At 71.7% G+C, this 23,945-nt stretch carries 23 protein-coding genes; 9 read left to right on the forward strand and 14 right to left on the reverse strand.

The features are described 5' to 3' along the window. Nucleotides 1–36 precede the first annotated feature (36 nt). Nucleotides 37–432 (reverse strand): DUF5319 domain-containing protein, encoded by a 396-nt coding sequence (locus ABD256_RS06930; RefSeq protein ID WP_215547887.1) that lies wholly within the window; start codon nt 430–432, stop codon nt 37–39. A 102-nt stretch (nt 433–534) separates the two neighbouring features. Between ABD256_RS06930 and guaB the strand changes: the two genes are divergently transcribed. From guaB to ABD256_RS06945, 3 genes are all read left to right on the forward strand, one after another. Further along, nucleotides 535–2,043 (forward strand): IMP dehydrogenase, encoded by a 1,509-nt coding sequence (guaB, locus tag ABD256_RS06935; RefSeq protein ID WP_344414700.1) that lies wholly within the window; start codon nt 535–537, stop codon nt 2,041–2,043. Between the two features lie 103 nt (nt 2,044–2,146). Next, nucleotides 2,147–3,283 (forward strand): GuaB3 family IMP dehydrogenase-related protein, encoded by a 1,137-nt coding sequence (locus ABD256_RS06940; RefSeq protein ID WP_344414702.1) that lies wholly within the window; start codon nt 2,147–2,149, stop codon nt 3,281–3,283. A 123-nt stretch (nt 3,284–3,406) separates the two neighbouring features. Continuing rightward, entirely contained in the window at nt 3,407–5,116 is a 1,710-nt protein-coding gene (locus ABD256_RS06945; RefSeq protein WP_344414706.1) for an FAD-dependent oxidoreductase, read from the forward strand. Here the strand turns inward: ABD256_RS06945 and ABD256_RS06950 are convergent. Further along, nucleotides 5,102–5,557: an ester cyclase gene (locus ABD256_RS06950; protein ID WP_344414708.1), complete on the reverse strand. Its 456-nt coding sequence runs from the start codon at nt 5,555–5,557 to the stop codon at nt 5,102–5,104. The two genes, ABD256_RS06945 and ABD256_RS06950, sit on opposite strands and share 15 nt — an antisense overlap. Before the next feature lie 78 nt (nt 5,558–5,635). Between ABD256_RS06950 and ABD256_RS06955 the strand changes: the two genes are divergently transcribed. Next, a complete protein-coding gene (locus ABD256_RS06955) occupies nt 5,636–6,277 on the forward strand; it encodes a TetR/AcrR family transcriptional regulator C-terminal domain-containing protein (protein WP_344414710.1) in 642 nt (213 codons plus the stop codon). On the opposite strand, the gene ABD256_RS06960 is transcribed toward ABD256_RS06955, so the two are convergent. Together ABD256_RS06960 and ABD256_RS06965 are read right to left on the reverse strand one after the other, a co-directional pair. Continuing rightward, a complete protein-coding gene (locus ABD256_RS06960) occupies nt 6,258–7,703 on the reverse strand; it encodes an aldehyde dehydrogenase family protein (RefSeq protein WP_344414712.1) in 1,446 nt (481 codons plus the stop codon). The two genes, ABD256_RS06955 and ABD256_RS06960, sit on opposite strands and share 20 nt — an antisense overlap. A 59-nt stretch (nt 7,704–7,762) precedes the next feature. After that, nucleotides 7,763–8,797, reverse strand: a complete 1,035-nt coding sequence (locus tag ABD256_RS06965; RefSeq protein ID WP_344414714.1) for a zinc-binding dehydrogenase — start codon at nt 8,795–8,797, stop codon at nt 7,763–7,765. A 168-nt stretch (nt 8,798–8,965) separates the two neighbouring features. On the opposite strand from ABD256_RS06965, the gene guaA reads away from it, so the two are divergent. Next, nucleotides 8,966–10,522 carry a glutamine-hydrolyzing GMP synthase gene (gene guaA / locus ABD256_RS06970; protein ID WP_344414716.1) on the forward strand — a complete coding sequence of 519 codons (1,557 nt, stop codon included), beginning with the start codon at nt 8,966–8,968 and terminating at the stop codon, nt 10,520–10,522. Between the two features lie 22 nt (nt 10,523–10,544). After that, complete coding sequence (locus ABD256_RS06975) at nt 10,545–11,336, forward strand: E3 ubiquitin ligase family protein (protein WP_344414718.1); 792 nt, start codon at nt 10,545–10,547, stop codon at nt 11,334–11,336. 91 nt (nt 11,337–11,427) lie between these two features. Here ABD256_RS06975 and ABD256_RS06980 read toward each other — a convergent pair whose 3' ends face one another. After that, nucleotides 11,428–11,613 carry a hypothetical protein gene (locus ABD256_RS06980; protein ID WP_425546398.1) on the reverse strand — a complete coding sequence of 62 codons (186 nt, stop codon included), beginning with the start codon at nt 11,611–11,613 and terminating at the stop codon, nt 11,428–11,430. Between the two features lie 58 nt (nt 11,614–11,671). After that, nucleotides 11,672–12,979, reverse strand: coding sequence for a PspC domain-containing protein (locus tag ABD256_RS06985; RefSeq protein ID WP_344414722.1), 1,308 nt, complete (start codon nt 12,977–12,979; stop codon nt 11,672–11,674). A gap of 124 nt (nt 12,980–13,103) precedes the next feature. On the opposite strand from ABD256_RS06985, the gene ABD256_RS06990 reads away from it, so the two are divergent. Then, nucleotides 13,104–14,483, forward strand: a complete 1,380-nt coding sequence (locus ABD256_RS06990; RefSeq protein WP_425546394.1) for a PspC domain-containing protein — start codon at nt 13,104–13,106, stop codon at nt 14,481–14,483. A gap of 19 nt (nt 14,484–14,502) precedes the next feature. After that, on the forward strand, nt 14,503–15,177 hold the full coding sequence (locus tag ABD256_RS06995; protein WP_344414727.1) for a response regulator: 675 nt from the start codon (nt 14,503–14,505) through the stop codon (nt 15,175–15,177). 7 nt (nt 15,178–15,184) lie between these two features. On the opposite strand, the gene ABD256_RS07000 is transcribed toward ABD256_RS06995, so the two are convergent. After that, nucleotides 15,185–16,108, reverse strand: a complete 924-nt coding sequence (locus ABD256_RS07000; RefSeq protein WP_344414729.1) for a DMT family transporter — start codon at nt 16,106–16,108, stop codon at nt 15,185–15,187. Nucleotides 16,109–16,212: 104 nt separating this feature from the next. Here ABD256_RS07000 and ABD256_RS07005 point away from each other — a divergent pair, with 104 nt between their 5' ends. Continuing rightward, complete coding sequence (locus ABD256_RS07005) at nt 16,213–17,121, forward strand: LysR family transcriptional regulator (RefSeq protein ID WP_344414731.1); 909 nt, start codon at nt 16,213–16,215, stop codon at nt 17,119–17,121. On the opposite strand, the gene ABD256_RS07010 is transcribed toward ABD256_RS07005, so the two are convergent. The 7 genes from ABD256_RS07010 to ABD256_RS07040 all read right to left on the reverse strand — a co-directional run bounded on the left by ABD256_RS07010 (nt 17,099) and on the right by ABD256_RS07040 (nt 23,832). Further along, the gene (locus ABD256_RS07010; RefSeq protein WP_344414733.1) at nt 17,099–18,070 is read right to left on the reverse strand and encodes a serine/threonine-protein kinase; all 972 of its coding nucleotides are present in this window, start codon (nt 18,068–18,070) and stop codon (nt 17,099–17,101) included. The genes ABD256_RS07005 and ABD256_RS07010 overlap by 23 nt on opposite strands. 21 nt (nt 18,071–18,091) lie before the next feature. Further along, the gene (locus ABD256_RS07015) at nt 18,092–19,678 is read right to left on the reverse strand and encodes a serine/threonine-protein kinase (RefSeq protein WP_344414735.1); all 1,587 of its coding nucleotides are present in this window, start codon (nt 19,676–19,678) and stop codon (nt 18,092–18,094) included. A 212-nt stretch (nt 19,679–19,890) separates the two neighbouring features. Next, a complete protein-coding gene (locus ABD256_RS07020) occupies nt 19,891–20,763 on the reverse strand; it encodes a hypothetical protein (protein ID WP_344414737.1) in 873 nt (290 codons plus the stop codon). Nucleotides 20,764–21,028: 265 nt separating this feature from the next. Next, nucleotides 21,029–22,273, reverse strand: a complete 1,245-nt coding sequence (locus ABD256_RS07025) for a hypothetical protein (RefSeq protein ID WP_344414739.1) — start codon at nt 22,271–22,273, stop codon at nt 21,029–21,031. A gap of 296 nt (nt 22,274–22,569) precedes the next feature. After that, nucleotides 22,570–22,884, reverse strand: a complete 315-nt coding sequence (locus ABD256_RS07030) for a hypothetical protein (RefSeq protein ID WP_344414741.1) — start codon at nt 22,882–22,884, stop codon at nt 22,570–22,572. A gap of 72 nt (nt 22,885–22,956) precedes the next feature. Beyond that, nucleotides 22,957–23,262, reverse strand: a complete 306-nt coding sequence (locus ABD256_RS07035) for a chorismate mutase (protein WP_344414743.1) — start codon at nt 23,260–23,262, stop codon at nt 22,957–22,959. A 168-nt stretch (nt 23,263–23,430) separates the two neighbouring features. Further along, entirely contained in the window at nt 23,431–23,832 is a 402-nt protein-coding gene (locus ABD256_RS07040; RefSeq protein ID WP_344414745.1) for a DUF1707 SHOCT-like domain-containing protein, read from the reverse strand. Nucleotides 23,833–23,945: the final 113 nt, after the last annotated feature.

Below are 23,945 nucleotides of genomic sequence, written 5' to 3' on the forward strand. Positions count from 1 at the left end.
CACCCGGACTCGGGTGGGGCCCCTTCGCGCGTCAGGTCAGTAGGCGCTTTCGGTGGCTGTGACACCGTCCGCGAAGCCCCGGCAGTAGTCCCAGCTCACGTAGTCGGTGGGATTCGGGTCGAACGCGGGCTCGTGCGGGCGCATTCGGCCGTCCGAGAGCAGCTGTTCGAGGCTGGCGCGCAGCAGGTGCCAGTCGTGGTAGTGCGGCTGGTCACAGTCGCCGCAGTCCACCACGATGCCGCGGACACCACGCGGTTCGAGAAGCGCCTGGTAGACGGCGAGATCGGACAGGTCGGCAAGCAGTTCCGTCCGTTCGTCGGCGCCGATCGGCTCGTCCACGGGATCGTCGAGGTCAGCGATCTCCTTGGCCGGGTCGTCCGGGTCGTCGGCGAACGGGTCTGGGGGCAACACGTCGTGCGGCACAGCTGGCACGGTACCGGGCGGGCCACCGGCACGTGCCAGATACCATCGGTTGAGGGCTCTCACCCACCCTTGCGCCCCGTCTCCACAGCGTAGGAAGGCCACCCGCCAGCCATGACGAGCGAGCACCCCGCCGATTTCCCGAGCAAGTTCGCGATGCTCGGGCTGACCTTCGACGACGTACTGCTGTTGCCCGCGGAATCGGACGTGGTGCCGAGCTCGGTCGACACGGCCACCCGCCTTTCCCGCAACGTCACCCTGCGCGTGCCGCTGGTCTCGGCGGCCATGGACACCGTCACCGAGGCGAGGATGGCCATCGCGATGGCCCGCCAGGGCGGGATGGGCGTGCTGCAGCGCAACCTGCCGATCGACGAGCAGGCCGCCGCGGTGGAGGTGGTCAAGCGCTCCGAGGCGGGCATGGTCACCGACCCGGTCACCTGCTCCCCGGAGGACACCCTCGCCGAGGTCGACGCGCTGTGCGCGCGCTTCCGCATCTCCGGTGTCCCGGTGACGGACGCGGCGGGCACCCTGGTGGGCATCATCACGAACCGGGACATGCGGTTCGAGGTCGATCACAGCCGCCCGGTCAGCGAGGTGATGACGAAGCTGCCGCTGGTGACCGCGCAGGTCGGCGTCACCGCCGAGGCGGCGCTGGGGCTGCTGCGCAGGCACAAGATCGAGAAGCTGCCGATCGTGGACGGCGCGGGCAAGCTGCGCGGGCTGATCACGGTCAAGGACTTCGTCAAGACCGAGCAGTACCCGAACGCCACCAAGGACCCCGACGGCAGGCTGCTGGTCGGTGCCGCGGTCGGGGTCGGTCCCGACGGCCACCAGCGCGCGATGGCGCTCGCCGACGCCGGGGTCGACGTGCTCATGGTCGACACCGCGCACGGGCATTCGCGAGCGGTCATCGACACCGTGACGACGCTGAAGAAGGAACTCGGCGACACCGTCGACGTCGTCGGCGGGAACGTCGCGACCAGGGCGGGCGCTCAGGCGCTCGTCGACGCGGGCGCCGACGGCGTGAAGGTGGGGGTCGGGCCGGGCTCGATCTGCACCACGCGCGTCGTCGCCGGGGTGGGCGTGCCGCAGATCTCGGCGATCTTCGAGGCCGACCAGGCGTGCCGTCCCGCGGGCGTCCCGGTGATCGGGGACGGCGGCATCCAGTACTCCGGCGACATCGCGAAGGCGATCGCGGCCGGCGCGTCGGCGGTGATGCTGGGCAGCCTGCTCGCGGGCACCGCGGAGGCGCCGGGCGACCTGATCCTGGTCGGCGGGAAGCAGTTCAAGACCTACCGCGGGATGGGCTCGCTCGGTGCGATGCAGTCGCGTGGCGAGGCGAAGTCGTACTCGAAGGACCGCTACGCGCAGGACGATGTGCTTTCCGAGGACAAGCTGGTGCCCGAGGGCATCGAGGGCCGGATCCCGTTCCGCGGCCCGCTGGTCAACGTGGTGCACCAGCTCGTCGGCGGCCTGCGGTCGGGGATGGGCTACGCGGGCGCGCAGACGATCCCGGAGCTGCAGGGGGCGCAGCTGGTGCGGATCACCGCGGCCGGGCTCAAGGAGAGCCACCCGCACGACGTCACCATGACCGTGGAGTCCCCGAACTACTCCGGCCGCTGAGCGCGTTTAGCGGGCTAAACGTCGTCGGGGACCCCGGGCGCGAGGCGCCCGGCCCGCTGGCGAGAATGATCGGCGCAGGTTAGACGTCGAGAAGGGACTTCACGTGCGGGATCTGGTCGAGATCGGCATGGGACGCACCGCGCGACGGGCATACGACCTCGATGACATCGAGATCGTGCCCTCTCGTCGCACGCGGTCCTCCGCCGCGGTGTCCACGAGCTGGAAGATCGACGCCTACCAGTTCGACCTGCCGTTGGTGACGCATCCGACGGACGCCATCGTGTCTCCGGGCACCGCGGTGTCGGTCGGCGAGCTGGGCGGGCTCGGCGTGCTCAACGCCGAGGGCCTGTGGGCGCGGCACGCCAACGTCGAGGACGCCATGTTCCGGCTCGTCCGCGCCGCCGAGGACACCCCGGAGGACCCGACCGCGCTGGTCAGGGTGCTCCAGGAGCTGCACGCGGCGCCGATCCGCACCGATCTGGTCACCGAGGCGATCAAGACCGTGCGGGAGTCGGGCGTGACGGTCGCCGCGCGGGTGAGCCCGCAGCACGCGGCCGAGCTGACCCCCGACCTGCTCGCGGCCGGCGTGGAGATCCTGGTCGTGCAGGGCACCATCATCTCGGCCGAGCACGTCGTGCGGGACCGCGAGCCGCTCGACCTCAAGGACTTCATCGGCAGGCTCGACGTGCCGGTGATCGCGGGCGGCGTCGGCGACTACCGCACCGCGATGCACCTGATGCGGACCGGCGCGGCGGGCGTGATCGTCGGGCACGGCTACTCCGCTGGCGTGACCAGCACCGACCGCGTGCTCGGCATCGGGGTGCCGATGGCGACCGCGATCATCGACGCCGCCGCGGCCCGCCGCGACTACCTCGACGAGACCGGCGGCCGGTACGTCCACGTGCTCGCGGACGGCGGCGTCAACTCCTCCGGTGACATCGCGAAGGCCGTCGCCTGCGGGGCCGACGCGGTGATGCTCGGCGCGCCGCTGGCCGCCGCGGCCGAGGCGCCGGGGCAGGGCCTGTACTGGACGGCCGCGGCCGCGCACCCGTCGCTGCCGCGCTCGCGGGTCGCCGCGGGCCCGGACTACGAGGTCGACCTCAAGACCCTGCTCTTCGGCCCGTCCTCGGACGCCGAAGGGGCGGTGAACCTGTTCGGCGCGCTGCGCCGGGCGATGGCGAAGACCGGCTACTCGGACCTGAAAGAGTTTCAGCGTGTCGGCCTGACGGTGCGCCGCTGAGGACGTTTAGCCCGCTAAACGCACTCCGCGCCCACCAGGAAATCGGGCGAAGGGGACGGAAGGGGCTAACTGGCCGGTAACTTACTACTGGTCAGCGGCGGGGGCCGGGGTTACAGTTTATGTGTGACTGCGCGTAACACCACCACAGAACCGGACTACGACGTCATCGTCGTCGGCTCCGGCTTCGGCGGCAGCGTCGCCGCGCTCCGGCTGACCGAAAAGGGCTACCGGGTCGCGGTCATCGAGGCAGGCCGCCGGTTCGCCGACGACGAGTTCGCCAAGACGTCCTGGGATCTGCGCCGCTACCTCTGGGCGCCGGACGTCGGGTGCTTCGGCATCCAGCGGATCCACCTGCTCAAGGACGTGATGGTGCTGGCGGGCGCCGGGGTCGGCGGCGGGTCGCTGGTCTACGCGAACACGCTGTACCGGCCGCTCAAGCCGTTCTACCGCGACCGCCAGTGGGCCCACATCACCGACTGGGAGTCCGAGCTCGCCCCGCACTACGACCAGGCGAGCCGGATGCTGGGCGTGGTCACCAATCCGACGGTCACGCCGTCGGACGAGGTGATGCGGAAGGTCGCGAAGGACATGGGGGTCGAGGACTCCTACCACCCGACCCCGGTCGGGGTGTACTTCGGCGAGCCGGGCGAACCGGCCGCGGACCCGTACTTCGGCGGCGCCGGGCCCGCGCGCACCGGCTGCACCGAATGCGGCTCCTGCATGACGGGCTGCCGGGTGGGCGCCAAGAACACGCTGGTCAAGAACTACCTGTACCTGGCGGAGCAGGGCGGCGCGAAGGTCATCCCGCTGACCACGGTCACTTCCGTCACCGAAGCGGACGACGGCACGTTCGAGGTCGGCCTGCGCAAGACGGGCAGGCGCGGCCGCCGGTTCACCCACCGCCTCACCGCCACCAAGGTGGTGTTCGCCGCGGGCACCTGGGGCACGCAGAACCTCCTGCACCGCATGCGCGACACCGGCGGCCTGCCGAGGCTGTCGCCGAAGCTCGGCGAGCTGACGCGCACGAACTCCGAGGCGATCATCGGCGCCGGCCGCACGACGGTCGACCCCGAGCACAACTACAGCAACGGCGTCGCGATCACGTCGTCGATCCACCCCGACGAGATCACGCACATCGAGCCCGTCCGGTACGGCAAGGGCAGCAACGCGATGAGCATGCTGCAGACCATCGCCACCGACGGCGCGTCCGAGGTGCCCCGCTGGCGCCAGGCGGTGCGGTTCATCTTCAAGCACCCGGTGCAGACCGCGCAGCTGCTCAACGGGCACCGGTGGAGCGAGCGGACGGTCATCCTGCTGGTGATGCAGAGCCTCGACAACTCGATCACCACCTACACCAAGCGCGGCCTGTTCGGCCGTCGCAAGTACACGTCGCGGCAGGGGCACGGTGAGCCGAACCCGAGCTTCATCGCCGCGGGCTACGAGGCGAACCAGCACACCGCCGAGCACATCGGCGGGATCGCGGGCGGCACCTGGGGCGAGATCTTCGACATCCCGCTCACCGCGCACTTCATCGGCGGCGCGCCGATCGCGACGAGCGCGGCCGAGGGCGTGATCGACCCCTACCACCGCGTTTTCGACTATCCCGGGCTGTCCATTGTGGACGGGACGGCGATCACGGCGAACCTCGGCGTGAACCCGTCGCTGACCATCACCGCGCAGGCCGAGCGGGCATTCTCGCTGTGGCCCAACAAAGGTGAGCCGGACCAGCGCCCGGCGCAGGCGGAGGAATACCGGCGGCTGGAGCCGGTGGCGCCCAAGAACCCCGCGGTGCCGGCCGAGGCGCCGGCCGCGTTGCGGCTACCCGTGGTGTGAGGGCTGCCGCGGCGCGGCCAGCTCGTCGTCGTCGCCGATGATGCCGAGCTGCTGGAGCATGCCGAACCGGTCGGTCATCGCGTCCAAGCGGCTGATCCTGCCGTCGCGGATGTGCGCGACCACGAACCCGCGCCATCCGGCGTGCCTGCCGGTCGCTTCGCCGCGCCGGTAGTGGCCGGTGTTCGTCGCGCGCAGCGAAATCGTCGCGGCGACCTTGCCGGGTTCGGCCACGATCTCGTCGATCGTGACCGCCAGGTCGGGGAACGAGCCGAGCATCATCTGCCAGCCCGCGCGAAACGCGTCGAGGCCGCCGCTCGGCGCGTCGACGACGATGGGGCCCGCCTCGGTGACGTCCTCGGCGAGCACTTCTCGCAGGTCCGACAGGTCGTGCGCGTTGACCATCGCCACGAATCTCCGGACCAGCTCCTTTTCGGCGCTCATGGTGGTCCTTCCTTTTCTTACATTGTAAGAGTAGTGGTGACCCTAAGGTACTCTTACGGTGTAAGGCAAGGAGGGGTGATGGCCGACCGGCGAGCGCGTCCACGGGCGGGGCTCACCCGTGAGCGCGTGCTCGACGCGGCGCTCGACTTCGCCGACCGGCACGGCGTCGCCGCGCTCTCGATGCGCAAGCTCGGCGCCGAGCTGGACGTCGAGGCCATGACGCTCTACCACTACGTGCCGAACAAGGACGCGCTCTTCGAAGCGATGGTCGACCGGCTCGTCCAGTCGCTGGCGCGGGTCGAGCCCGGTGACGGCGAGGACTGGAGCGCCTGGCTGATCCGGCTGGGCGGGGCCTTCCGCGACGCGCTGCTGGCGCATCCCGGCGCATTGCCCGTGCTCGCGACGCGTCCGGTGACGAGCGGGCCCTCGGTCGAGCTGGTGGAATCCGCGCTGCGCTATCTCGGGCGGGCGGGGTTCGAGCCGCCGCGGGCGCTGGACGTGCTCAACGCGGTGATGACGTTCGTGCTCGGCCACGCGCTCGCCGAAGCGGGGAGCCCGCCCGGCGCCGACGAGTCCGAAGTGGACAGTTTGGCGAACGTGGACGGCGCGGACTTCCCCTTGCTGGCACTGGCGCTGTCCGCGGGGCCGCGGCATGCCGAGCGCTTCGCATTCGCGCTCGGCACGCTGGTCCGCGGTTTCGCTACAGCTCGATCCCGGTGAAGACGGTGACCCGCTCCTCGGTGAGGTCCTGCATCGCGGCGGGCACGCCTTCGCGGCCGACGCCGGAGCCCTTCACCCCGCCGTAGGCCAGCTGGTCCGCGCGGTAGGACGGGACATCACCGATGATCACGCCGCCGACCTCCAGCTCGGCGGAGGCGTGGAACGCGAGGTGCACGTCGCGGGTGAAGACCCCGGCCTGCAGGCCGTAAGCCGACGCGTTGACCGAGGCGAACGCCTCGTCCACACCGTCCACAACGGACACCGCGAGCACCGGGCCGAAGATCTCCTCCGCCCACGCCTTCGCATCCGGCGGCACGTCGGCGAGCACCGTCGGCTCGACGGTCGCGCCGTCGCGCCCGCCGCCGGTCAGCACGCGCGCTCCCGCGGCCACCGCCTCGTCGATCCACGCGACGATCCGCTCCGCCGCCGCCTCGTCCACCACAGGGCCCACTTCGACCTGGGTGTCGTACGGATCGCCGGTGCGCAGCGCCTGGACGGCTTCGACCAGCGCGGGCACGAACTCGTCCGCCACGGCGCGTTCGACGATCACGCGCTGCACCGCGATGCACGACTGGCCCGCCTGGTAGTTGCCGAACGTCGCGATCCGCTCCGCCGCGCCCTCGATGTCCGGCCAGTCCGCGAGCACCACGGCCGCCGCGTTGCCGCCCAGTTCGAGCACCACGTGCTTGCGGGGCGCGGCGTCGGCGAGCGACCAGCCGACCGGTCCCGACCCGGTGAACGACACCACCGGCAGGCGGGGGTCGGCGACCAGCGCCGCCGTTTCGGAGTTGCCGAGCGGCAGCACCGAAAAGGCGCCTTCGGGAAGGTCCGTCTCGGCGAGGACCTCCCCGAGGATCAGCGCGGCGAGCGGGGTGCGCGGCGCGGGTTTGACGATGATCGGCGCCCCCACCGCGAGCGCGGGCGCGACCTTGTGCGCCACCAGGTTCAACGGGAAGTTGAACGGCGCGATGCCCAGCACCGGGCCGCGGGACACCCTCCTGGTCACCGCCATGCGGTCCTCGCCGGAGGTGTCGGCGTCGAGCCGCTGGATTTCGCCGGTGAAGCGGCGTGCCTCCTCGGCGGCGATCCGGAACACCGACACCGCGCGGCGCACTTCGGTCTCCGACCACTTCAGAGGCTTGCCGTTCTCCGCCGTGATCACCTCGGCGAGCTCCTCGGCCCGCGCCGCCAGCCCGCGCGAAACGTGCTCCAGCGCGTCCGCGCGCAGGTGCGCCGGTGACCTGCGGAACCTCGGCGCCACCGCCACCGCCGCGGCCACCGCGCGCTCGATCTGCTCGGCGCCGGGCACGGCCACGGTCGCGACCTCGCTCCCGTCGTAGGGATGCGTGACGGCGAGCGTGCTCTCGCCCTGTTCCGCGCGGCCCGCGATCCAGGCAGCGCGAGGCTCCGGGGTGATCATGTCCATACCCTGCACGGTATTAGGTGGGGGTGTACTCGGCGTGAACACTCACCTGTTCGGGAATTTCAGGGTTTGACCAGCACCTTCAGCGCCTCGCGGTCCGCCATCGCGCGATAGCCCGCCGGCACCTCGTCGAGGCCGACCGTGCGGTCGAACACCCGGCCCGGCTCGACGCGGCCGTCGAGGACGTCCGGCATCAGTTCGGGGATGTAGTGGCGCGCCGGGGCGATCCCGCCGGTGATCGTGACGTTGTCGCGGAACACGCGCGACCCGATCGGGCCCTCTTCGTACTGCGGCGCGCCGACCCTGCTGATCGTGCCGCCCGCGCGGACCGCGCCGACGCCCATCTCGAACGCGGCCTTCGTGCCGACGCATTCGAGCACGGCGTGCGTGCCGGACCCGCCGGTCAGCTCGCGGACCTTCGCGATGCCCTCCTCGCCGCGGTCCGCCACCACGTCCGTCGCGCCGAATTCGCGGCCGAGATCGGTGCGGTCGGTGTGCCTGCCCATCAGGACGATCCGCTCGGCGCCGAGTCGTTTCGCGGCCAGAACGGCGCACAGGCCGACCGCGCCGTCGCCGATCACGGTGACGTCGGTGCCCGCCGCGACGCCCGCCTTGACCGCCGCGTGGTGGCCCGTCGAAAACACGTCCGACAGGGTCAGGAGCGAGGGGAGGAGCGCGTCGTCCTCGCCCACCGGGAGCCCGACGAGCGTGCCGTCGGCCTGCGGGACCCGGATCGCCTCGGCCTGCGCGCCGTCGACGCCCGCGACGCCGTACATGCCGCCGTCGCGGCACGAGGTGTGCAGGCCCTCGGTGCAGAACTCGCACGTGTTGTCCGAGTAGACGAACGGCGCGACGACGAGGTCGCCCGCCTTGACGTTCGTGACCGCGGAGCCCGTGTCGGTGACCACGCCGAGGAACTCGTGCCCGATACGGCTGCCCTTCTCGTCGGGCTCGCGATCTTGGTAGGGCCACAGGTCGCTGCCGCAGATGCAGGAGCGGACCACGCGCACCACGGCGTCGGTCGGCTGCTCGACCTCCGGATCGGGCACCTCCTCGACCCGCACGTCCCCCGCGCCGTAGATGACCGTCGCTCGCATGAAGCTCCCTCCCCGAATCCGTGTGCCCCCATGCATACCCGGTCCGCCAGCCGACCACACGGCGACGACGTTTAGCCCGCTAAACGCAGGTAGAGGGCCGACGGCCGGGTGGCCGGGCTCACCTGGGACGATGGGGCCGACAGCGCGCGCTCAGCCAGGAGGTCCCAGGTGCCAAGTCCCGCCGGTCCGGTTCTCGTCGTGGACTTCGGGGCGCAGTACGCCCAGTTGATCGCGCGCCGCGTCCGTGAGGCGCAGGTCTACTCCGAGGTCGTGCCGCACACGATGCCGGTCGCGGAGATCCTCGCGAAGGACCCGGCGGCGATCATCCTGTCCGGCGGCCCGTCGAGCGTCTACGAAGAGGGCGCCCCGGGCATGGACTCCGCGCTCGTCGAGGCGGGCGTCCCGGTCTTCGGTATCTGCTACGGCTTCCAGCTCCTCGCCCGCGCGCTCGGCGGAACGGTCGAGGCCACCGGCGCCCGCGAGTACGGCCGCACCGAGGTGCGGATGACCGGTGACGGCGGCGTGCTGCACCACGAGCTGCCCGGCACGCACCCGGCCTGGATGAGCCACGGCGACAGCGTCACCAAGGCCCCGGAGTCCTACGTCGTCACCGCGACGTCCGAGGGCGCGCCGGTCGCCGGGTTCGAGAACGCCGAGGCCAGGATCGCCGGCGTCCAGTACCACCCCGAGGTCGGCCACTCGCCGCACGGCCAGGAGGTGCTCCGCCGGTTCCTGCACGACATCGCGGGCATCCGCCCGCACTGGACGACCGCGTCGATCGTGGAGGACCAGGTCGACCGCGTGCGCGCGCAGATCGGCGACGGGAGCGCGATCTGCGCGCTGTCCGGCGGGGTGGACTCCGCGGTCGCCGCGGCGCTCGTGCAGCGCGCCATCGGCGAGCGGCTCACCTGCGTCTTCGTCGACCACGGCCTGCTGCGCGCGGGCGAGCGCACCCAGGTCGAGCGCGACTTCGTGGCGGCGACCGGCGTCAACCTCGTGACCGTCGACGCGCGTGAACGGTTCCTCGACGCGCTCGCCGGGGTCACCGACCCCGAGCAGAAGCGCAAGATCATCGGCAGGGAGTTCATCCGCGTCTTCGAGCAGGCGGAACGCGATCTGAAGGCCAAGGGCGACTACCGGTTCCTCGTGCAGGGCACGCTCTACCCCGACGTCGTCGAATCCGGCGGCGGCGCGGGCACGTCCAACATCAAGAGCCACCACAACGTCGGCGGCCTCCCCGAGGACCTGCAGTTCGAACTCGTCGAGCCGCTGCGGCTGCTGTTCAAGGACGAGGTGCGCCGCGTCGGGCTGGAGCTCGGCCTGCCGGAGACGATCGTGCAGCGCCAGCCGTTCCCCGGGCCGGGGCTCGGCATCCGGATCATCGGCGAGGTCACCGGTGACCGGCTCGAAACCCTGCGCGCCGCGGACGCGATCGCGCGCGAGGAGCTCACCGCGGCCGGTCTCGACCGCGACATCTGGCAGTGCCCGGTGGTGCTGCTCGCCGACGTGCGCAGCGTCGGCGTCCAGGGCGACGGCCGCACCTACGGCCACCCGATCGTGCTGCGGCCGGTGTCCAGCGAGGACGCGATGACCGCCGACTGGACGCGCCTGCCCTACGACGTGCTCGAACGGATCTCGACCCGGATCACCAACGAGGTGGCCGAGGTCAACCGGGTGGTGCTGGACGTGACGAGCAAGCCGCCGGGCACGATCGAATGGGAATGAGCGTCGAACTGGGGGAGTGACGATGGCCTTCATCGTGCTCGGCGTGCTGCTCGTGGTGGCCGCCGTCGCGGGGTTCTTCTACATGCGGCACACCAAGAGCGAGCTGCACGCCATGATCGGCACCGAGACGCTGTCGATCCCGGAGCTGGAGCGCCTGCGCGGGATCTCCGACGAACTCGGGGCACAGGGCGGGTTCCGGAAGGTCTCCGAGGTCGTCGGCGCCGCCTACCAGCGGCCGGAGGGGCTGCTGACCTCGGAGGTCAGCAAGACGCCGTGCGTCTGGTACCGGTACCGGATCGACCGGGAGTACGAGCACGTCCAGTACCGCGACGGCCGGCGTTATCGCTCGAAGCGCACCGAGAAGGTCGCCGACTTCACCTCGTCGGAGGGGTACGCGCTGCTCGACGAGGAGAACCGGACCATCGGCGTCGACCCCAACGGCACGTCGCCGGAGGGCGTGGAGCGGAGCGTCGACCGGTTCGAGCGGGCCGGCGGCGAGCAGCAGCCGTTCGAGCTGTTCGGCATCCGGCTGCCGGACTTCTTCTCCAGCAGCCGCGACGACACGATCGGCTACCACTACAAGGAGTGGATCATCCGGCCCGGCCGCCGCATGTACATCCTCGGCGAGGTGCACGACAAGATCGGCCCGCTGGTGATCGGCAAGCCCGACCAGAAGGGGCACTTCATCGTCGCCGCGCGCACCGAGGACGAGCTGCGCAAGTCGCGGTCGCAGCGGCACCGGCTGCTGGCCGTCGGCGTGATCGTCGCCTTCGTCGCGGGCCTCGCCTCGACCGTTTTCGGCATCGTGCGCTGACGTGCATTTAGCGGGCTAAACGTCGTCAGGGACCCACGCGAAGCGGCCCCCGGGAAAACCCGGGGGCCGCTCGTATGAGTGGGGGCCGCGGTCAGGTTCGCTTGCGGAACGAGGCGCCGAGGAGCATCACGCCGACGAACACGGCGCCGCCGGCGAGGATCCAGCGCAGGTCCAGCCCCGGAAGCCACGACGAGCCGTCGGTCATCACGTAGGCCGAGACGAGCAGGACCGCGACGCCCGCGATGAGGGTGAACACGTCCACCCCGCGCTTGCGCACCGGTGCGGCCTGCTGATCGGTGTCGTAGCTGTCGTAGCTGTCGTAGTCGTAGGCGTCCTCAGCCACGGCGCACCTCCACCTTCCCGGCGGTGTTGTGGATGTTCAGCTTGATCTGCTGCCCGCCCGCGCCGTCGTCGCCGAGGTCCACGGCGGTCACCGGTCCCCAGCCGACGCCCTCCTGCTCGTGGCCGAGGCAGTCGATGTTGCCGGCGGAGGTCTGGCAGGTGAACGTGACGTCCGCATCGCCGGGCACCTTGACCTCGACGGAACCGGCGCCGTTGCGGATCTCGGTCGAGACCGGCGGGCCGCCCGCGGGCAGTTTCGTCAGGTCGAGGGTGATGTCACCGGCGGAGCGCTGGTACACCGGCTGCAGTTCGGCCGCGGAACGCGGCGTGAGGTCCAGGTCGCCGAAGCCGCCGTGGACGCCGCCGGGCACCGAGGTGAGCACCACGCCCGCGATGGACAACGGGATCGCGAGGCCGATGAGGCCGCGCCCGCCGCCGGTGAAGGCGCCGATGACCAGGCCGACGCCCAGCACGCCCAGCGTCATCCCGATGACGTGCTGGACGGTGAACCAGTCGACGCCCGTCAGGTTCCCCGCGACGCCCGCTCCCGCGGTGAGCAGCGCGATCCCGAAGGTCGCGATGCCGACCTTGGACCGGCGCCGCCGCGGTGGCGCGGGGGGTGCCGGGGGAACGGGTTCCGGAGCCGGGTTGGGGTCGGGCAGGTCCCACGCGAACGGCGCCGCCCCGAGCGGGTCCCACTTGGGCGGCGTGGCGGGGGAATCAGCTTCCCCGCTCGCCTTCGCGTCGGTGCCCGACATGGAGAACGCGGCGTTGAACTCGTGGCCGGTGGCGCCGAGGCCGGCGCCGGAGCCGGTCGCCGCGAGCGGGCGGTTGAGGTGCCCTCGGTCGCGGTGTAGCAGGAACAGCCCGGCGAGCAGCAGCGCGGTGCCGATGAAACCGCCGCCGCCGAGCCAGCCGGCGGAGAACCAGCTGCCGCTGAACACCCAGCTGACGATCGGGATCAGCGCGATGCAGGCCACCACCGTGAAGCCCTTCGACATCGCGCTGTGGCCGCGGCCGATCATGCTTTCGAAACCGGAGACCTGGTCGCGCTCGTCGGCGAAGAGCAGCCAGCCGAGTAGGTAGAACAGCAGGCCCGCGCCGCCGAACACGGTCGCGGTCACGAGTGCGACGCGCACGACGACCGGGTCGAGGCCGTACCTCTTGCCGATCCCCGCCGCGACGCCGGCGACCTTCCTGCCTTCTTGCGGCCGCCTCGGCCTGCTCGCCCAGAAGTCCTTGACGACGTCCTCGAAGCCACCTGGGCCGTGCTTCGACCGCGCTTCCGCTGTACCACTCATGACGACGAGCATGCGGTACCGGACGGGCCGGTGACATCCGGGAACGACCCTGAGTTTCGGGCGTGGTCCTGGGTCAGGGGTTTCCCTGATGAATCCGGCTCGCCCCCGTGTGACCATGGACGTCATGCACGACCAGGCCGAGGAGACCGCGACCGAAGCGAGCGCGGTACCGGTGGAGAACGCCGTCCCGGCGGCGTCGAAGCCCGGGCAGCCGGTGCTGCCGTCGCCGCGCGCCGAGCCGTCGGCCGAACTGGCCGAGGACGGCCAGCCGAAGATGTTCCGCCGCCGCTCGTCGCGCGTGCTCTCGGGTGTCGCAGGCGGGCTCGCCGACCATCTCGGCGTCCGCGTGCTGTGGGTCCGCGTGGCGTTCGCGCTGCTCGCGGTCGGTGGTGCCGGTGTGCTGGCGTACGGGCTGCTGTGGGTCTTCGTCCCGCAGCGGGCTCACGAGGAGACCGTCAAGACGGAGTCGCCTCGCGAGAAGCAGCAGGCAGTCGGGCTCGTCGCGCTCGGGATCGGGCTCGCGGTCGCCAGCGGCACGATCACCGGGGCGATCAGCGGCTGGGTCGCGGTCCCGATCGCGGTGGCGCTGATCGGTGCCGCGCTGGTCTGGCGCGAAGCCGACGAGAGCCAGCGGCGCCGCTGGCTCGGCAAGAGCGGGGTCGCCGGCGCGGTGCTCGGCGGCGGTGGCTGGTCGGCGGCGCTGCGCGTGCTCGCCGGGGTCGCGCTGGTGATGACCGGCATCGGCGTCGTCGTGCTGCGGTCGGGGAGCCTCGAACAGGTTCAGTTCGCGTTGATCGCGGTGTTCGCGACACTGGTCGGTGTCGCCGTGCTGACCGTCCCGTTCTGGCTGCGCATGGTGCGCGACCTCGGCGAGGAACGCCGGGCCCGCATCCGCACCGAGGAGCGCGCCGAGATCGCGGCGCACCTGCACGACTCGGTGCTGCAGACGCTCGCGCTCATCCAGAAGCAGGCGGACGCGCCGAGGGAGGTCGCGCGCCTGGCCAGGGGGCAGGAGCGCGAGCTGCGCGGCTGGCTCTACGGGCCGTCGGGGTATGGCAAGAACGGGGTGGCAGGCGACGACGGGAACGACGAGGCGACGCAGGCGGGGCGGCTCTCCGAGGTGCTCGCGCTGGCCTGCGGCGAGGTGGAGGACACCTTCGCGATCTCGGTGCAGCAGGTGGTCGTCGGCGACGTCGAGCTCGACGAACCGCTCGGCGCGCTCGTCCAGGCGGCGCGGGAGGCGATCGTCAACGCGGCGAAGCACGCGGGTGTCGAAGAGGTCAGCGTGTACGCCGAGGTGGAGCCGACCGAGGTCACCGTGTTCGTGCGCGATCGGGGGGAGGGATTCGACCCGGACGTCGTTCCGGCCGACCGGCATGGCCTCGCGGAGTCCATCCGGGGCAGGATGGAGCGCAACGGTGGCAGCTGCCGCCTGCGCACGGCGCCGGGTGAAGGCACCGAGGTGCAGCTGGCGATGCCGGTCAAGGTCGGCAAGGGAGCTTGACGGTGGACGAGGGAGTGGCGTGACGGGCAACGAACAGGCCAGGGAACCGGTCAAGGTGTTCCTTGTCGACGATCACGCGCTGTTCCGCGCGGGGGTGCGCACGGAGCTGGATTCGATCACCGACGAGGTCCGCGTGGTCGGGGAGGCGGGCTCGGTCGCCGAGGCGGTCGCCGGGATCGCCCGCGCGAACCCGCAGGTGGTGCTGCTCGACGTGCACATGCCCGACGGCGGCGGCGCCGAGGTGCTGCGGCGGGTCCGTCCCGAGCAGCCGGACGTGGTGTTCCTCGCGCTGTCGGTGTCCGACGCCGCCGAGGACGTGATCGCGGTGATCCGGGCGGGGGCGCGCGGGTACGTCACGAAGACGATCTCGTCGAAGGAGCTGGTCAGGGCGGTCGTCAGGGTGTCGGACGGGGACGCGGTGTTCTCGCCGAGGCTCGCCGGGTTCGTCCTCGACGCGTTCGCCGACCGGCCCGGTTCGGCGCCGATCAGCGACCCCGAGCTGGACCTGCTGACGCCGAGGGAACGCGACGTCCTGCGGCTGCTGGCGCGCGGGTACGCCTACAAGGAAATCGCGTCGGAGCTGTTCATCTCGGTGAAGACGGTCGAGACGCACGTGTCGAGCGTCCTGCGGAAGACCCAGCTGTCCAACCGGTACGAACTCTCCCGCTGGGCCTCCGACCGCCGCCTCGTCTGAAGTGCGTTTAGCGGGCTAAACGCACTTCGGCGGCCGCCGGTTCGGGGAGGGGCTCGGGGGTGCGGCGGCGGACGCGGGTGAGTGCGACGCCGCCGAGGACGACGAGCATGCCCGCGATGACCCGCGGGTTCAGCTGCTCGTCCAGGAACACCGTGCCGAGCAGCACCGAGACGATCGGCAGCAGGTAGCCGACGGTGGAGGTCGCGACGGCGCCCTCGGTCTCCAGCAGCCGGTAGTTCATGGCGAATGCGATACCGGTGCCGAACACGCCGAGGATCACCACCGCGATCAGCGCGCCGGGGTCGAGGGTGATCGGGGTGAGCCCGCCGACGGGGAGCGCGAGCAGGGTGAACCCGCTGGCCAGGATCATCTGCGCGCCCGAGAGCGCGATGGGCGACACCCCGGTGTTGGCCAGGAACCTGCCTTCGTAGACGAACACGAACCCGTAGCTCGCCGACGCCACGAGGCAGGCGAGCGCGCCCCAGCTGAGCAGGCCGGACGCGTGCCACGGCGCGAAGATGAGCACGATGCCGCCGAGGCCGAGCACGAGCCCGGCGAGCCGGACACCGGTGACGCGACGGTCCTGCCGGAACAGCACGGCCGCGAGCAGCGCCCACAGCGGTGTGGTCGCGTTCAGCACGCCGGTGATGCCGGAGTCGACGGTCTGCTCGCCGATGGCGAAGAGCAGGAACGGCATCGCGTTGTGGAAGAAGGCGGCGACCGCGATGAGGCCCCACAGGCTGCGTTTAGCGGGCAAACTGTCGCGCTGGGCGTAGCAGATGACGGTGAGCACGGCGGCCCCGAGCACGACCCGCGCGAGCACGAGCTGCACCGGGGAGAACGCGTGCAGTCCCAGTTTGATCCAGAAGAAGCTCGACCCCCACATCACTGCCAGCGCACCCATCCGCAGCAGTGTCTTCGCCTCGCCCACCCGGGTTCCTCCTTGTCCGTTGCCGCCAGCCTCACCCACCCCGGACGTAAGGACAAGTGAAATAAACTGCAGGAACGCTTAAGGAGTTCTGTAGAATCGGGGTCATGCTCGACGCCAGGCGCATGCAGGTCCTCCGCGCGGTCATCACCAGCGGCTCGGTCACCGCGGCCGCGCGCAACCTCGGCTACACCCCGTCCGCGATCAGCCAGCAGCTGTCCACTTTGGAGCGTGAGGCCGGGGTGGCGCTGCTGGAGCGCGCGGGGCGGGGCATCCGGCCCACCGCGGCGGGCACCCTGCTCGCCGAGCACGCCGAGTTGGTCGGCGCGCAGCTCTCGAAGGCCGAAGCCGCGCTCAACGACCTGAAGGCGGGCCGGACCGGCAGTCTGTCGATCCGCTACTTCAGCACCGCGGGCGCCTCGCTCATGCCCCGCGCGGTCGCCGCGATGCGCCGCGAGCATCCCGGCATCGGGCTCGACCTGAAGCTGATCGACCCCGGCGACCCGATGCCCGAAGTGGAATCCGGCAAGGCCGATCTCGCGATCGTGGTCCTGCACAAGGGCGCCACCCCGGCCCGCGAAGTCGAGCTCGTGCACCTGCTCGACGACCCGCACCGCGTGGTGCTGCCGAAGGGGCACCGGCTGGCCCGCAAGCGCGTGATCGATCTCGGCGAGCTGGCCGACGAGCCGTGGGTCGGCAACGAGTACCCGCGCGGCGCGTGCAGCGCGATCCTGTTCGACGCCTGCGCGGCGGCGGGGTTCACCCCGGACATGGCGGTCGAGTCCGAGGACTACCGCACCGCGCAGGGTTTCGTCGCCGCCGGGCTGGGCATCTCGGTCATCCCGGAACTGGGCGTCGGCGGCCCGTACCCCGGCGTCGTGGTCCGGAAGCTGCGGCGGCCGGAGCCGGTGCGCAGCATCCACGTCGCGATCGCGGCCCGCGCGCGGGACCGGCCCGCGGTGCGCTACCTGATCGACAGCCTGCGCGAGGCGGTCAGAGGAACAGCAGCTGCGTGATCCCGATGCCGACCGACGCGGCGACGACGATCGCCAGGATGGCGAGGATCCACGCCCTGCCCTTCGCGGTCGAGGTCGCGGTGGCCAGCGGCGCCTTCAGCTTCTCGGGGATCGACGGCTGGGCCTGCCGCGGCGGTGCGGGCCGGTGCTGCGGGATCGGCCACGCGGGCACGGTCGGCATCGCGGGCGCCGTCGGCGGGATGAACGCGGTCTGACGGCCCTGCGTGATCGCCTCGAGCGAGGAGATCGTGTCCGACATCGTCGGCCGGATGAGCGGGTCGAGGCGCAGCAGCTTGGAGAGCGCGCCGGTGAGCGCGCCCGCGCGCTCCGGGGTGCGCAGCTGGCCGGAGCCCTGCTCGCCGAACGGCGGCACGCCTTCCACCGCCGTGTAGAGCGTCGCGCCGAGCGAGAACGCGTCGGAAGCCTGTGTCGCGGCGGTGCCGCGGGCGACCTCGGGCGCCAGGTACGCCGGGTCGGGCCCGCCGCCGGTGATCCCGATATCGGTCACCTTCACGCCGCCGTCGTCGGCGAGCAGCACGTTGCCCGGTTCCAGCCGCCGGTGCAGCACGCCCGCGGTGTGCGCGGCCGTCAGCGCCGAGGAGAGCTGGATGCCGAGGAAGGCGGCCTGCTCCGCGGTCAGCTGACCGTGCTCGGTGAGGAAGTCCGCCATGTTCCGCGACGGCACGTACTCCATGATCAGCCAGGGCTGGCCGCCGTCGTTGAGCACGTCGTGGACCGTGATCACGCAGGCGTGCGAGACCCTCGTGGCATCTCTGCCTTCGCGAACGGCCTGCTCGGGGTCGGTTCCCGGCGGCACCAGCATCGGCTTCGCGGCGACCGTGCGGTGCAGCCTGGTGTCGAAGCCGAGCCAGACGATTCCCGCGCGTCCGCGCCCGATCGGCTGATCCAGCCGGTATCGGCCACCGACGAGTGATCCCTCAGTAGCCAAATCTGCCTCTCGTCGTGACGGTCAGGGACTGGGGGGAGTGGTCGGCTGCGTCGTTGGTGCCGTCGTCTTCGTCGGCTTGGTGCTGCTCGGCGGCTTTTCCGAAGTCGACGGCGGGTCCGGGTCACCGCCACCGGGGTTCGTCGGCTGGCCACCGGGCGGCGGGCGCTCGCTGGTCTTCTTCGGCGACGACTTCTTCGTCGACCCGCCGTTGTTCGACGTCGACGTGTCGCTCGACGAGGACTCCGTGCTGGGCTCGGTGGTCATCGACGAGGACGAGGACGGCGGCTGCGACGGTTGCGAGGTGGGCGACGGGCTGGGACCGCTGCTGTCCGCGCTGCGCGGGCTGAACACCCACACCCCGAGCGCGATGAGCGCGATGAGCACGAGGCCGCCGACCGCGGCGGGCTTCTTCCAGCGCCCCGGCTGCTCGTCTTCGTCGTCATCGTGCGCCACGGGACTGGCGGCGGGGCGGTGGTCGTCGTAACCGTCGTCGTAGGCGTCCCGGCCGGCCGGGGAGACGGCCCTGGTCGGCATCGGGCCCCGGTCGTAGTCGTTGACGGGGTAACCGGGCTCGTCCGCGTAGTCGTCGACCGGATCGTGGTCGTAGAAGCCCTGCGCCGGGTCACCGCCGGGGGAGAGCGTGCCGGAATGCGCGTCGAGGAGGTCGTCGCCCTGGAACGCGCGGGTGCCGGCGGCGCCGAGCGCGGCACCGGCGGCACCCGCGGCGAGCATGCCGCCGGCCGGGTTCATCCGGGTCTCGTCCGACGGGCCGCCGAGCGGGGTCTCGCCGCGCGCGACCGCGTCGAGCAGCTCCTCGGACTCCTCCGCGGTCGGGCGGTGCTGGATCTCGGGGTGCAGCAGCACCGCGAGCACGCTGGCGAGCGTGCCCGACTGGCGCGGCGGGTTGATCTGCCCGGCGGCGACCGCGTGCAGCAGGCCGAGCGTGTTCTCGCTCAACCCGAACGGCGGCTGGCCCTCGCAGGCGGCGTAGAGCGTGGAACCGAGCGAGAAGATGTCGGACTCGGGGCCGGGGTCACCGCCGATGGCGACCTCGGGCGCGAGGTAGGCGGGCGTGCCCGCGATCATCCCGGTCTTGGTGACGGTGACGTCGTCCTTGGCGCGGGAGATGCCGAAGTCGGTGATCTTCACCAGGCCGCTCGAGGTGAGCAGGATGTTGCCCGGCTTGATGTCGCGGTGCACGATGCCGACCGCGTGCGCCTCCTTGAGCGCGGCCGCGACCTGCGCCCCGATGCGGGCGACTTCGATCGGCGGCAGCGTCCGGCGGTCCTGCAGGACCGCCGCGAGGCTGGTCGACTCCAGGTACTCCATGATCAGGCACGGCTGGCCGTTGTCGTCGGTCACCACGTCGAACACGGTGATCGCGTTCGGGTGGTGCAGCCTGGCGGCGATCCGGCCTTCGCGCATGGTGCGCTGGCGGGCGTCCTCGGCTTCGTTCTCCTCGAGACCCGGCTGCAGCAGGAGCTGCTTGATGGCGACGGAGCGGGCCAGGACCTCGTCCTGCGCCTGCCAGACGGCACCCATGGCGCCGCTGCCGATCCGCCGGATGATGCGGTACCGGCCGGCGACCAGGCGACCCTCGTCGCTCACGCGACCTCCTCTTGGGGCTCTGTCTTCCGAGCGCGGTCTGGGGGCACGGGCACCGTGCGCGACCGGCCCTGGCGTGTGGCAGGAGCGTAGGCACAAATCTTCACCCGTGTGCCGGCTTTCCCGAGACCGGCCCGTGACAAGGCTAGGTGCTCACTCTGCGCACACGAACTTGGCACGCATGAGGAGGGCTTCGCGTTGCCTTCCTCCGGCGATCACTGCACGTGTTCCGCGGAGAGCAGCGTCACACCCGTGATCAGGTTCCGGATCGGATCCGTGAGCTTCAGGAGCTGAGTGATCCGGAGGTGCCCGCCGTCGGGATCCGCCATCGTCACGACGGCCAGCACGGCCCCGTCGGCACGCTGCGTCACCTGGGTGACCTCGATGTCGTCCATCCCGGCCCAGGCGTCGACGAGGTTCTCCGCCTGATCGCCCGCGAGGACCGGGTCGAGCAGCGACAGCGCCTGCCTCGGCGCGTTGGCCACCAGCCGGTAGAAGGAGCGCACGACCTCGGCCTTGCTCGCCGACCCGGCCTTCATCGCGCCCGCGGCCGCGGTGGTGGCCGACGTGCCGGGGGCGCCGCTCGGCGTGCTCGTGCCGCCGGTGGTGTCGGGCGCGGCGGGCGCGGTGCGCTGCCGCTTCGGCTGCGAGGTTTCGTGCGACCCGCTGCCCTTGTCCCCGTGGCCGCCGCCGGAGGCCGGCGCGGAGCGGTCCGGGGTGGCGAAACCGCCGAGCGCCGCGACCCCGGTGATCTCCGGCGGTGCGGGCTCCTCGGCCCTGCCCTGGCCGTCGTGGCGGCCGGCGAGCAGCGCGGAGGCGACCACGGCACCGGTGAGCAGCCCGCCCGCGACCAGGAGCCCGACGAACTTCGCCCCGCTGGCGAGGCGGCTTTCGGGTTCTCTTGGCGGCTGTGGCGCGCGCCGCGGCTTCGACCGCGGGGGCGGCAGGAACTTGTGCGGCTCGCGGAGGACGCGCGCCAGGTACTCCCGGTCGGCGCCGCTGGCGGACAGTACTTCCGCGGAAACGGCGTCCTCGACTTCGGCGGTGGCGGGTTCGCCGCCGCGTCGCCGATCGTGCACGAAGGTCATCGCCTTGGGTTCGGCCTCTGTGTCTCGATGTCGCGGGATTACGGGCCGTGGACCGTACCCCGTTCGACAGGGGGTGTGCTGCTTCGGTGTCCGTGGCCGCCTCGTGGGCCGTGCCGGACGTCTGTTCATCAGGGAACCCCGGTCCGGCGTTACCTGCCAGACTCGATCGGTGGAGGGTTGCCGCGCTACGACGAACGGCACAACGGTTCACCCGGGCAGACCAGTGCGGGCGGTCGGAACGGCGCAACGGCGGCGCCCGCGGCGGCTATTTCCCGTCGTCGGAGATCTTGGCGCCGTCGTCGAAGGTGAGCTTCTTCTGCTCGGTGGTCTCGGTGCCGTCGCTGTGCACCGTCTTCACCGTGCAGACCGTGACGCCCTTGCCGTCGTACTGGTGCACCTGCACGTGCTCGACCTCGAAGTACGCGACGTCGGCGTACTTCTTCTTCAGCCCGCTCGCGCCCTCGTCCTTGAGCCCGCCGGTGGTGAGGCCGTGCGCCTTGCCCGGGTTCTCGGTGACCTCGTCGAGGTACTTCTGGGAAATGGACTTGAGCGTTCCGGGGTCGTTGACGGGCGGCGTGACGTACATCGGCTCGTCCTGGCTCCAGGTCGGGTCGCTGGGGCCGGGCTTCTTCGGCTTGGGCGGCGTGGCGGGCGGCGCGGGCGGGACGAACGTGCCGCCGCTGGTGCCGGTCGTCGTCGGCTCGGTGCTGAAGCCTTCGGTGGGGCCGGGCTGATCGTTCGGCCGCGTGGTCAGGCTGTCGGCCAGCGTCGTGTCGCTGGTTTCGCGCTGGGAGGTTTCGCCGCGCGTCGTCGGCGGCGTGTCGGAGGCGGGGCCGCTGAAGGTCTCGCCGTCCAGCGTCGGCTGGCCCTGCATACCCGGCCAGTTCGGCATCGCCCTGCTGTCCTCCGGCTTGCCCATCAGGTACGAGCCCGCGAACAGCAGTGACACCACGACGCCGCCGGAGGACACCGCGGCGAACCAGGCCGCCTTCCGCCAGGTGCGCGGCGGGGTGACGGACGCGGGCACGCTGCCGAGGTCGAACGTGCCGAGCCCGTCGGCTGGGGGCAGCGCGTACACCCTGGCCTCGTCGTCGTCATCGCGACGGCGCTTCGGCGGCGTCAACGTCACGCGGGTGCGGGCCGGGGGACCGGGCGCGACCAGCGGGTTGGCGGTGCCGGTCGGCTCGTCCGCCTGGCCGGGCGGGGGCAGCGGCGCGGGCTCGGGCGTGGGTGCGGGCTCGGGCGATGCCGTCCTCGGCACGGGGAGGCTCCCCGTCGAAGAGAGGAAGCCGGAGGTGCTGCCGCGGCTGGTGCCCTCCTCCATGATCTGCGAGATCAGGGGCAGCGAGCCGCTGGCGGGCGGGTCGGCGAACTCCGGCGCGGCACGGCGGTGCCTGCGGGGGACCTGCTGCGGCGGCGGCACGGCGGGGGTCCAGGTGCCGGTACCGCCGCGCCGGTGCCTGCCCGCGTGCGAAGGAGGGTGATCCGTCGAATGTGCCCCACCGTTCATGCCGGATCGACCCCCGAGCGCCGCGGGCGTGACGGGAAACGCGGCCGGATTAGACCGATCGGACCAGCGGCGCGCCGTGGATGGCCGGGTGCGATGCTCCCGCCCCGGGAATTTGCACGCCCGGCTGCACGCGCACGCGCATGCGCGTTGCAGGATGCAAGGCCGTGACCCGGCCAGGACGAGGGGGGCACTCCCCAAGACTAAGAGGACGCCGGAGCCCGAGGTGCCGGGACCCCGTGGTTTCACCCTCTCGGGCGCGCCCAAATGGGCGTCACTCGCGAAAAAGTCTGGTACTGCTACCCGCCGTTGCGGTATTTGGCCTGGGTCGACTGCAGCGCCTTGGTCGCGACCGCGCCACTGCCCGCGGCGAGGATGACCGCCACGATGTCCATCCCGAAGCCACCCGAGGTCAGCAGCCACGCGAGCAGCGACACCGCGGTGGTGCCGCCCGCGACCGCCCACCGGCTGCGCACGTACTGCGCGATGGGGGCGCCCCCCGCGCGCTTGGTGGCCGCGTTGTTGAGCATCGCCAGGTACCCGGCGTGGCCGAGCGAGGCGAGCACACTGGCGATCGCGATGAGCACGGCGATCACGTTGAAGATGGCGTCCATGACACCAGTGTGCCCGTGAACCCGGCTTCCCGGCTCAGGGGTTCACCCTGATTTCGCCCCGGGTGCCGGATTTCAGCGGCCGAGCCTGCCCCGCCCGAGGTTGAGCAGCGCCATCGCCAGCTGCCGTCCTTCGGGCCCGAGGTCGCGGTAGCGCGCGAGCACGTCCATCTCGCGGTTGTAGACGATCCTGGTGCCGCCCGCCGCCATGCGCGCCGCGCCGATCGTCTTCGACACCTCGACGCGCCGCTTGACCAGGCGCAGGATTTCGGCGTCGAGGAAGTCGATCTCCTGGCGCAGCTCGCCGATCTGTTCGGCGGTCGGCGCCGCGGGAACCGCGTCCTCGGCTGGTCCGGTGTTCTTGGCGGTCTGCGCGTTCATCTGGTCCTCCGGTCGGTCCGGATCCACCTGCGGCCCCTGAGCTGACGAAAGCCCCGGGTCCGAGGACTCCGGGGCTTGGCGTGACTGCGGTTCGAGCACTACGCGATCACGGGAGCCGGAGTCCGGGTCCCGTAGAAAAATCGGTGCGCGCTCGTCTGGTGCACGCCGTCAGTATGGCACAGCCCGGCGGCCCGCTACCGCGAAACGGCGGAACCTGGCGTGCAGCACCAGGCTGAGCGCGAGCCAGCACAGCGGGACGATCGGCCAGAAGAACTGCACCGGCCCGGCGACCCAGCGCGCCACGAGCGCCGTCGCGATGACCGCGACGACGGCGGCGTGCACCCGGAGCGGCCGCGGGATCCCGCGCCGGGTGGCGGCGGGGGCCGGTTCCGGGAGATCGGCGGTGAGCTCGGTGAGTTCGTCGGTGTACCTGGCCGAGTAGACCCTGCCGAGCCGTTCTTCGATCTCGGCGAGGGTGAGCCTGCCGTCCGCGCCGGCCCGCTCCACGAGCTGCGCGATCCGTTCTCGTTCGGCGTCCGAAGCGCGGAGCCTGGCGGGGTTCGTGTCCATGTCCCCCACGGTCCCCGCCCGCGGACGGCGGCGCGTCGGCCCTGCGGCGGCAGTCGCGGCTACGTCCGCTGCGGTAGCGCAGTAGCGCCTCGACGTTCCGTCGGTGCCCCCGA

This window comes from Amycolatopsis minnesotensis (genome assembly GCF_039529815.1).
In the GTDB taxonomy this organism is placed as follows: domain Bacteria; phylum Actinomycetota; class Actinomycetes; order Mycobacteriales; family Pseudonocardiaceae; genus Amycolatopsis; species Amycolatopsis minnesotensis.

Coding starts and splice junctions, on each gene's coding strand:
- ABD256_RS07040 (WP_344414745.1), bottom strand. CDS start 23,832: ATGGACACGAACCCCGCCAGGCTCCGCGCTTCGGACGCCGAACGAGAA.
- ABD256_RS07020 (WP_344414737.1), bottom strand. CDS start 20,763: ATGACCTTCGTGCACGATCGGCGACGCGGCGGCGAACCCGCCACCGCC.
- ABD256_RS07035 (WP_344414743.1), bottom strand. CDS start 23,262: ATGAACGCGCAGACCGCCAAGAACACCGGACCAGCCGAGGACGCGGTT.
- ABD256_RS06975 (WP_344414718.1), top strand. CDS start 10,545: ATGGCCTTCATCGTGCTCGGCGTGCTGCTCGTGGTGGCCGCCGTCGCG.
- ABD256_RS06960 (WP_344414712.1), bottom strand. CDS start 7,703: ATGGACATGATCACCCCGGAGCCTCGCGCTGCCTGGATCGCGGGCCGC.
- guaB (WP_344414700.1), top strand. CDS start 535: ATGACGAGCGAGCACCCCGCCGATTTCCCGAGCAAGTTCGCGATGCTC.
- ABD256_RS06990 (WP_425546394.1), top strand. CDS start 13,104: ATGCACGACCAGGCCGAGGAGACCGCGACCGAAGCGAGCGCGGTACCG.
- ABD256_RS06950 (WP_344414708.1), bottom strand. CDS start 5,557: ATGAGCGCCGAAAAGGAGCTGGTCCGGAGATTCGTGGCGATGGTCAAC.
- ABD256_RS07005 (WP_344414731.1), top strand. CDS start 16,213: ATGCTCGACGCCAGGCGCATGCAGGTCCTCCGCGCGGTCATCACCAGC.
- ABD256_RS06965 (WP_344414714.1), bottom strand. CDS start 8,797: ATGCGAGCGACGGTCATCTACGGCGCGGGGGACGTGCGGGTCGAGGAG.
- ABD256_RS06985 (WP_344414722.1), bottom strand. CDS start 12,979: ATGAGTGGTACAGCGGAAGCGCGGTCGAAGCACGGCCCAGGTGGCTTC.
- ABD256_RS07025 (WP_344414739.1), bottom strand. CDS start 22,273: ATGAACGGTGGGGCACATTCGACGGATCACCCTCCTTCGCACGCGGGC.
- ABD256_RS07030 (WP_344414741.1), bottom strand. CDS start 22,884: ATGGACGCCATCTTCAACGTGATCGCCGTGCTCATCGCGATCGCCAGT.
- ABD256_RS06955 (WP_344414710.1), top strand. CDS start 5,636: ATGGCCGACCGGCGAGCGCGTCCACGGGCGGGGCTCACCCGTGAGCGC.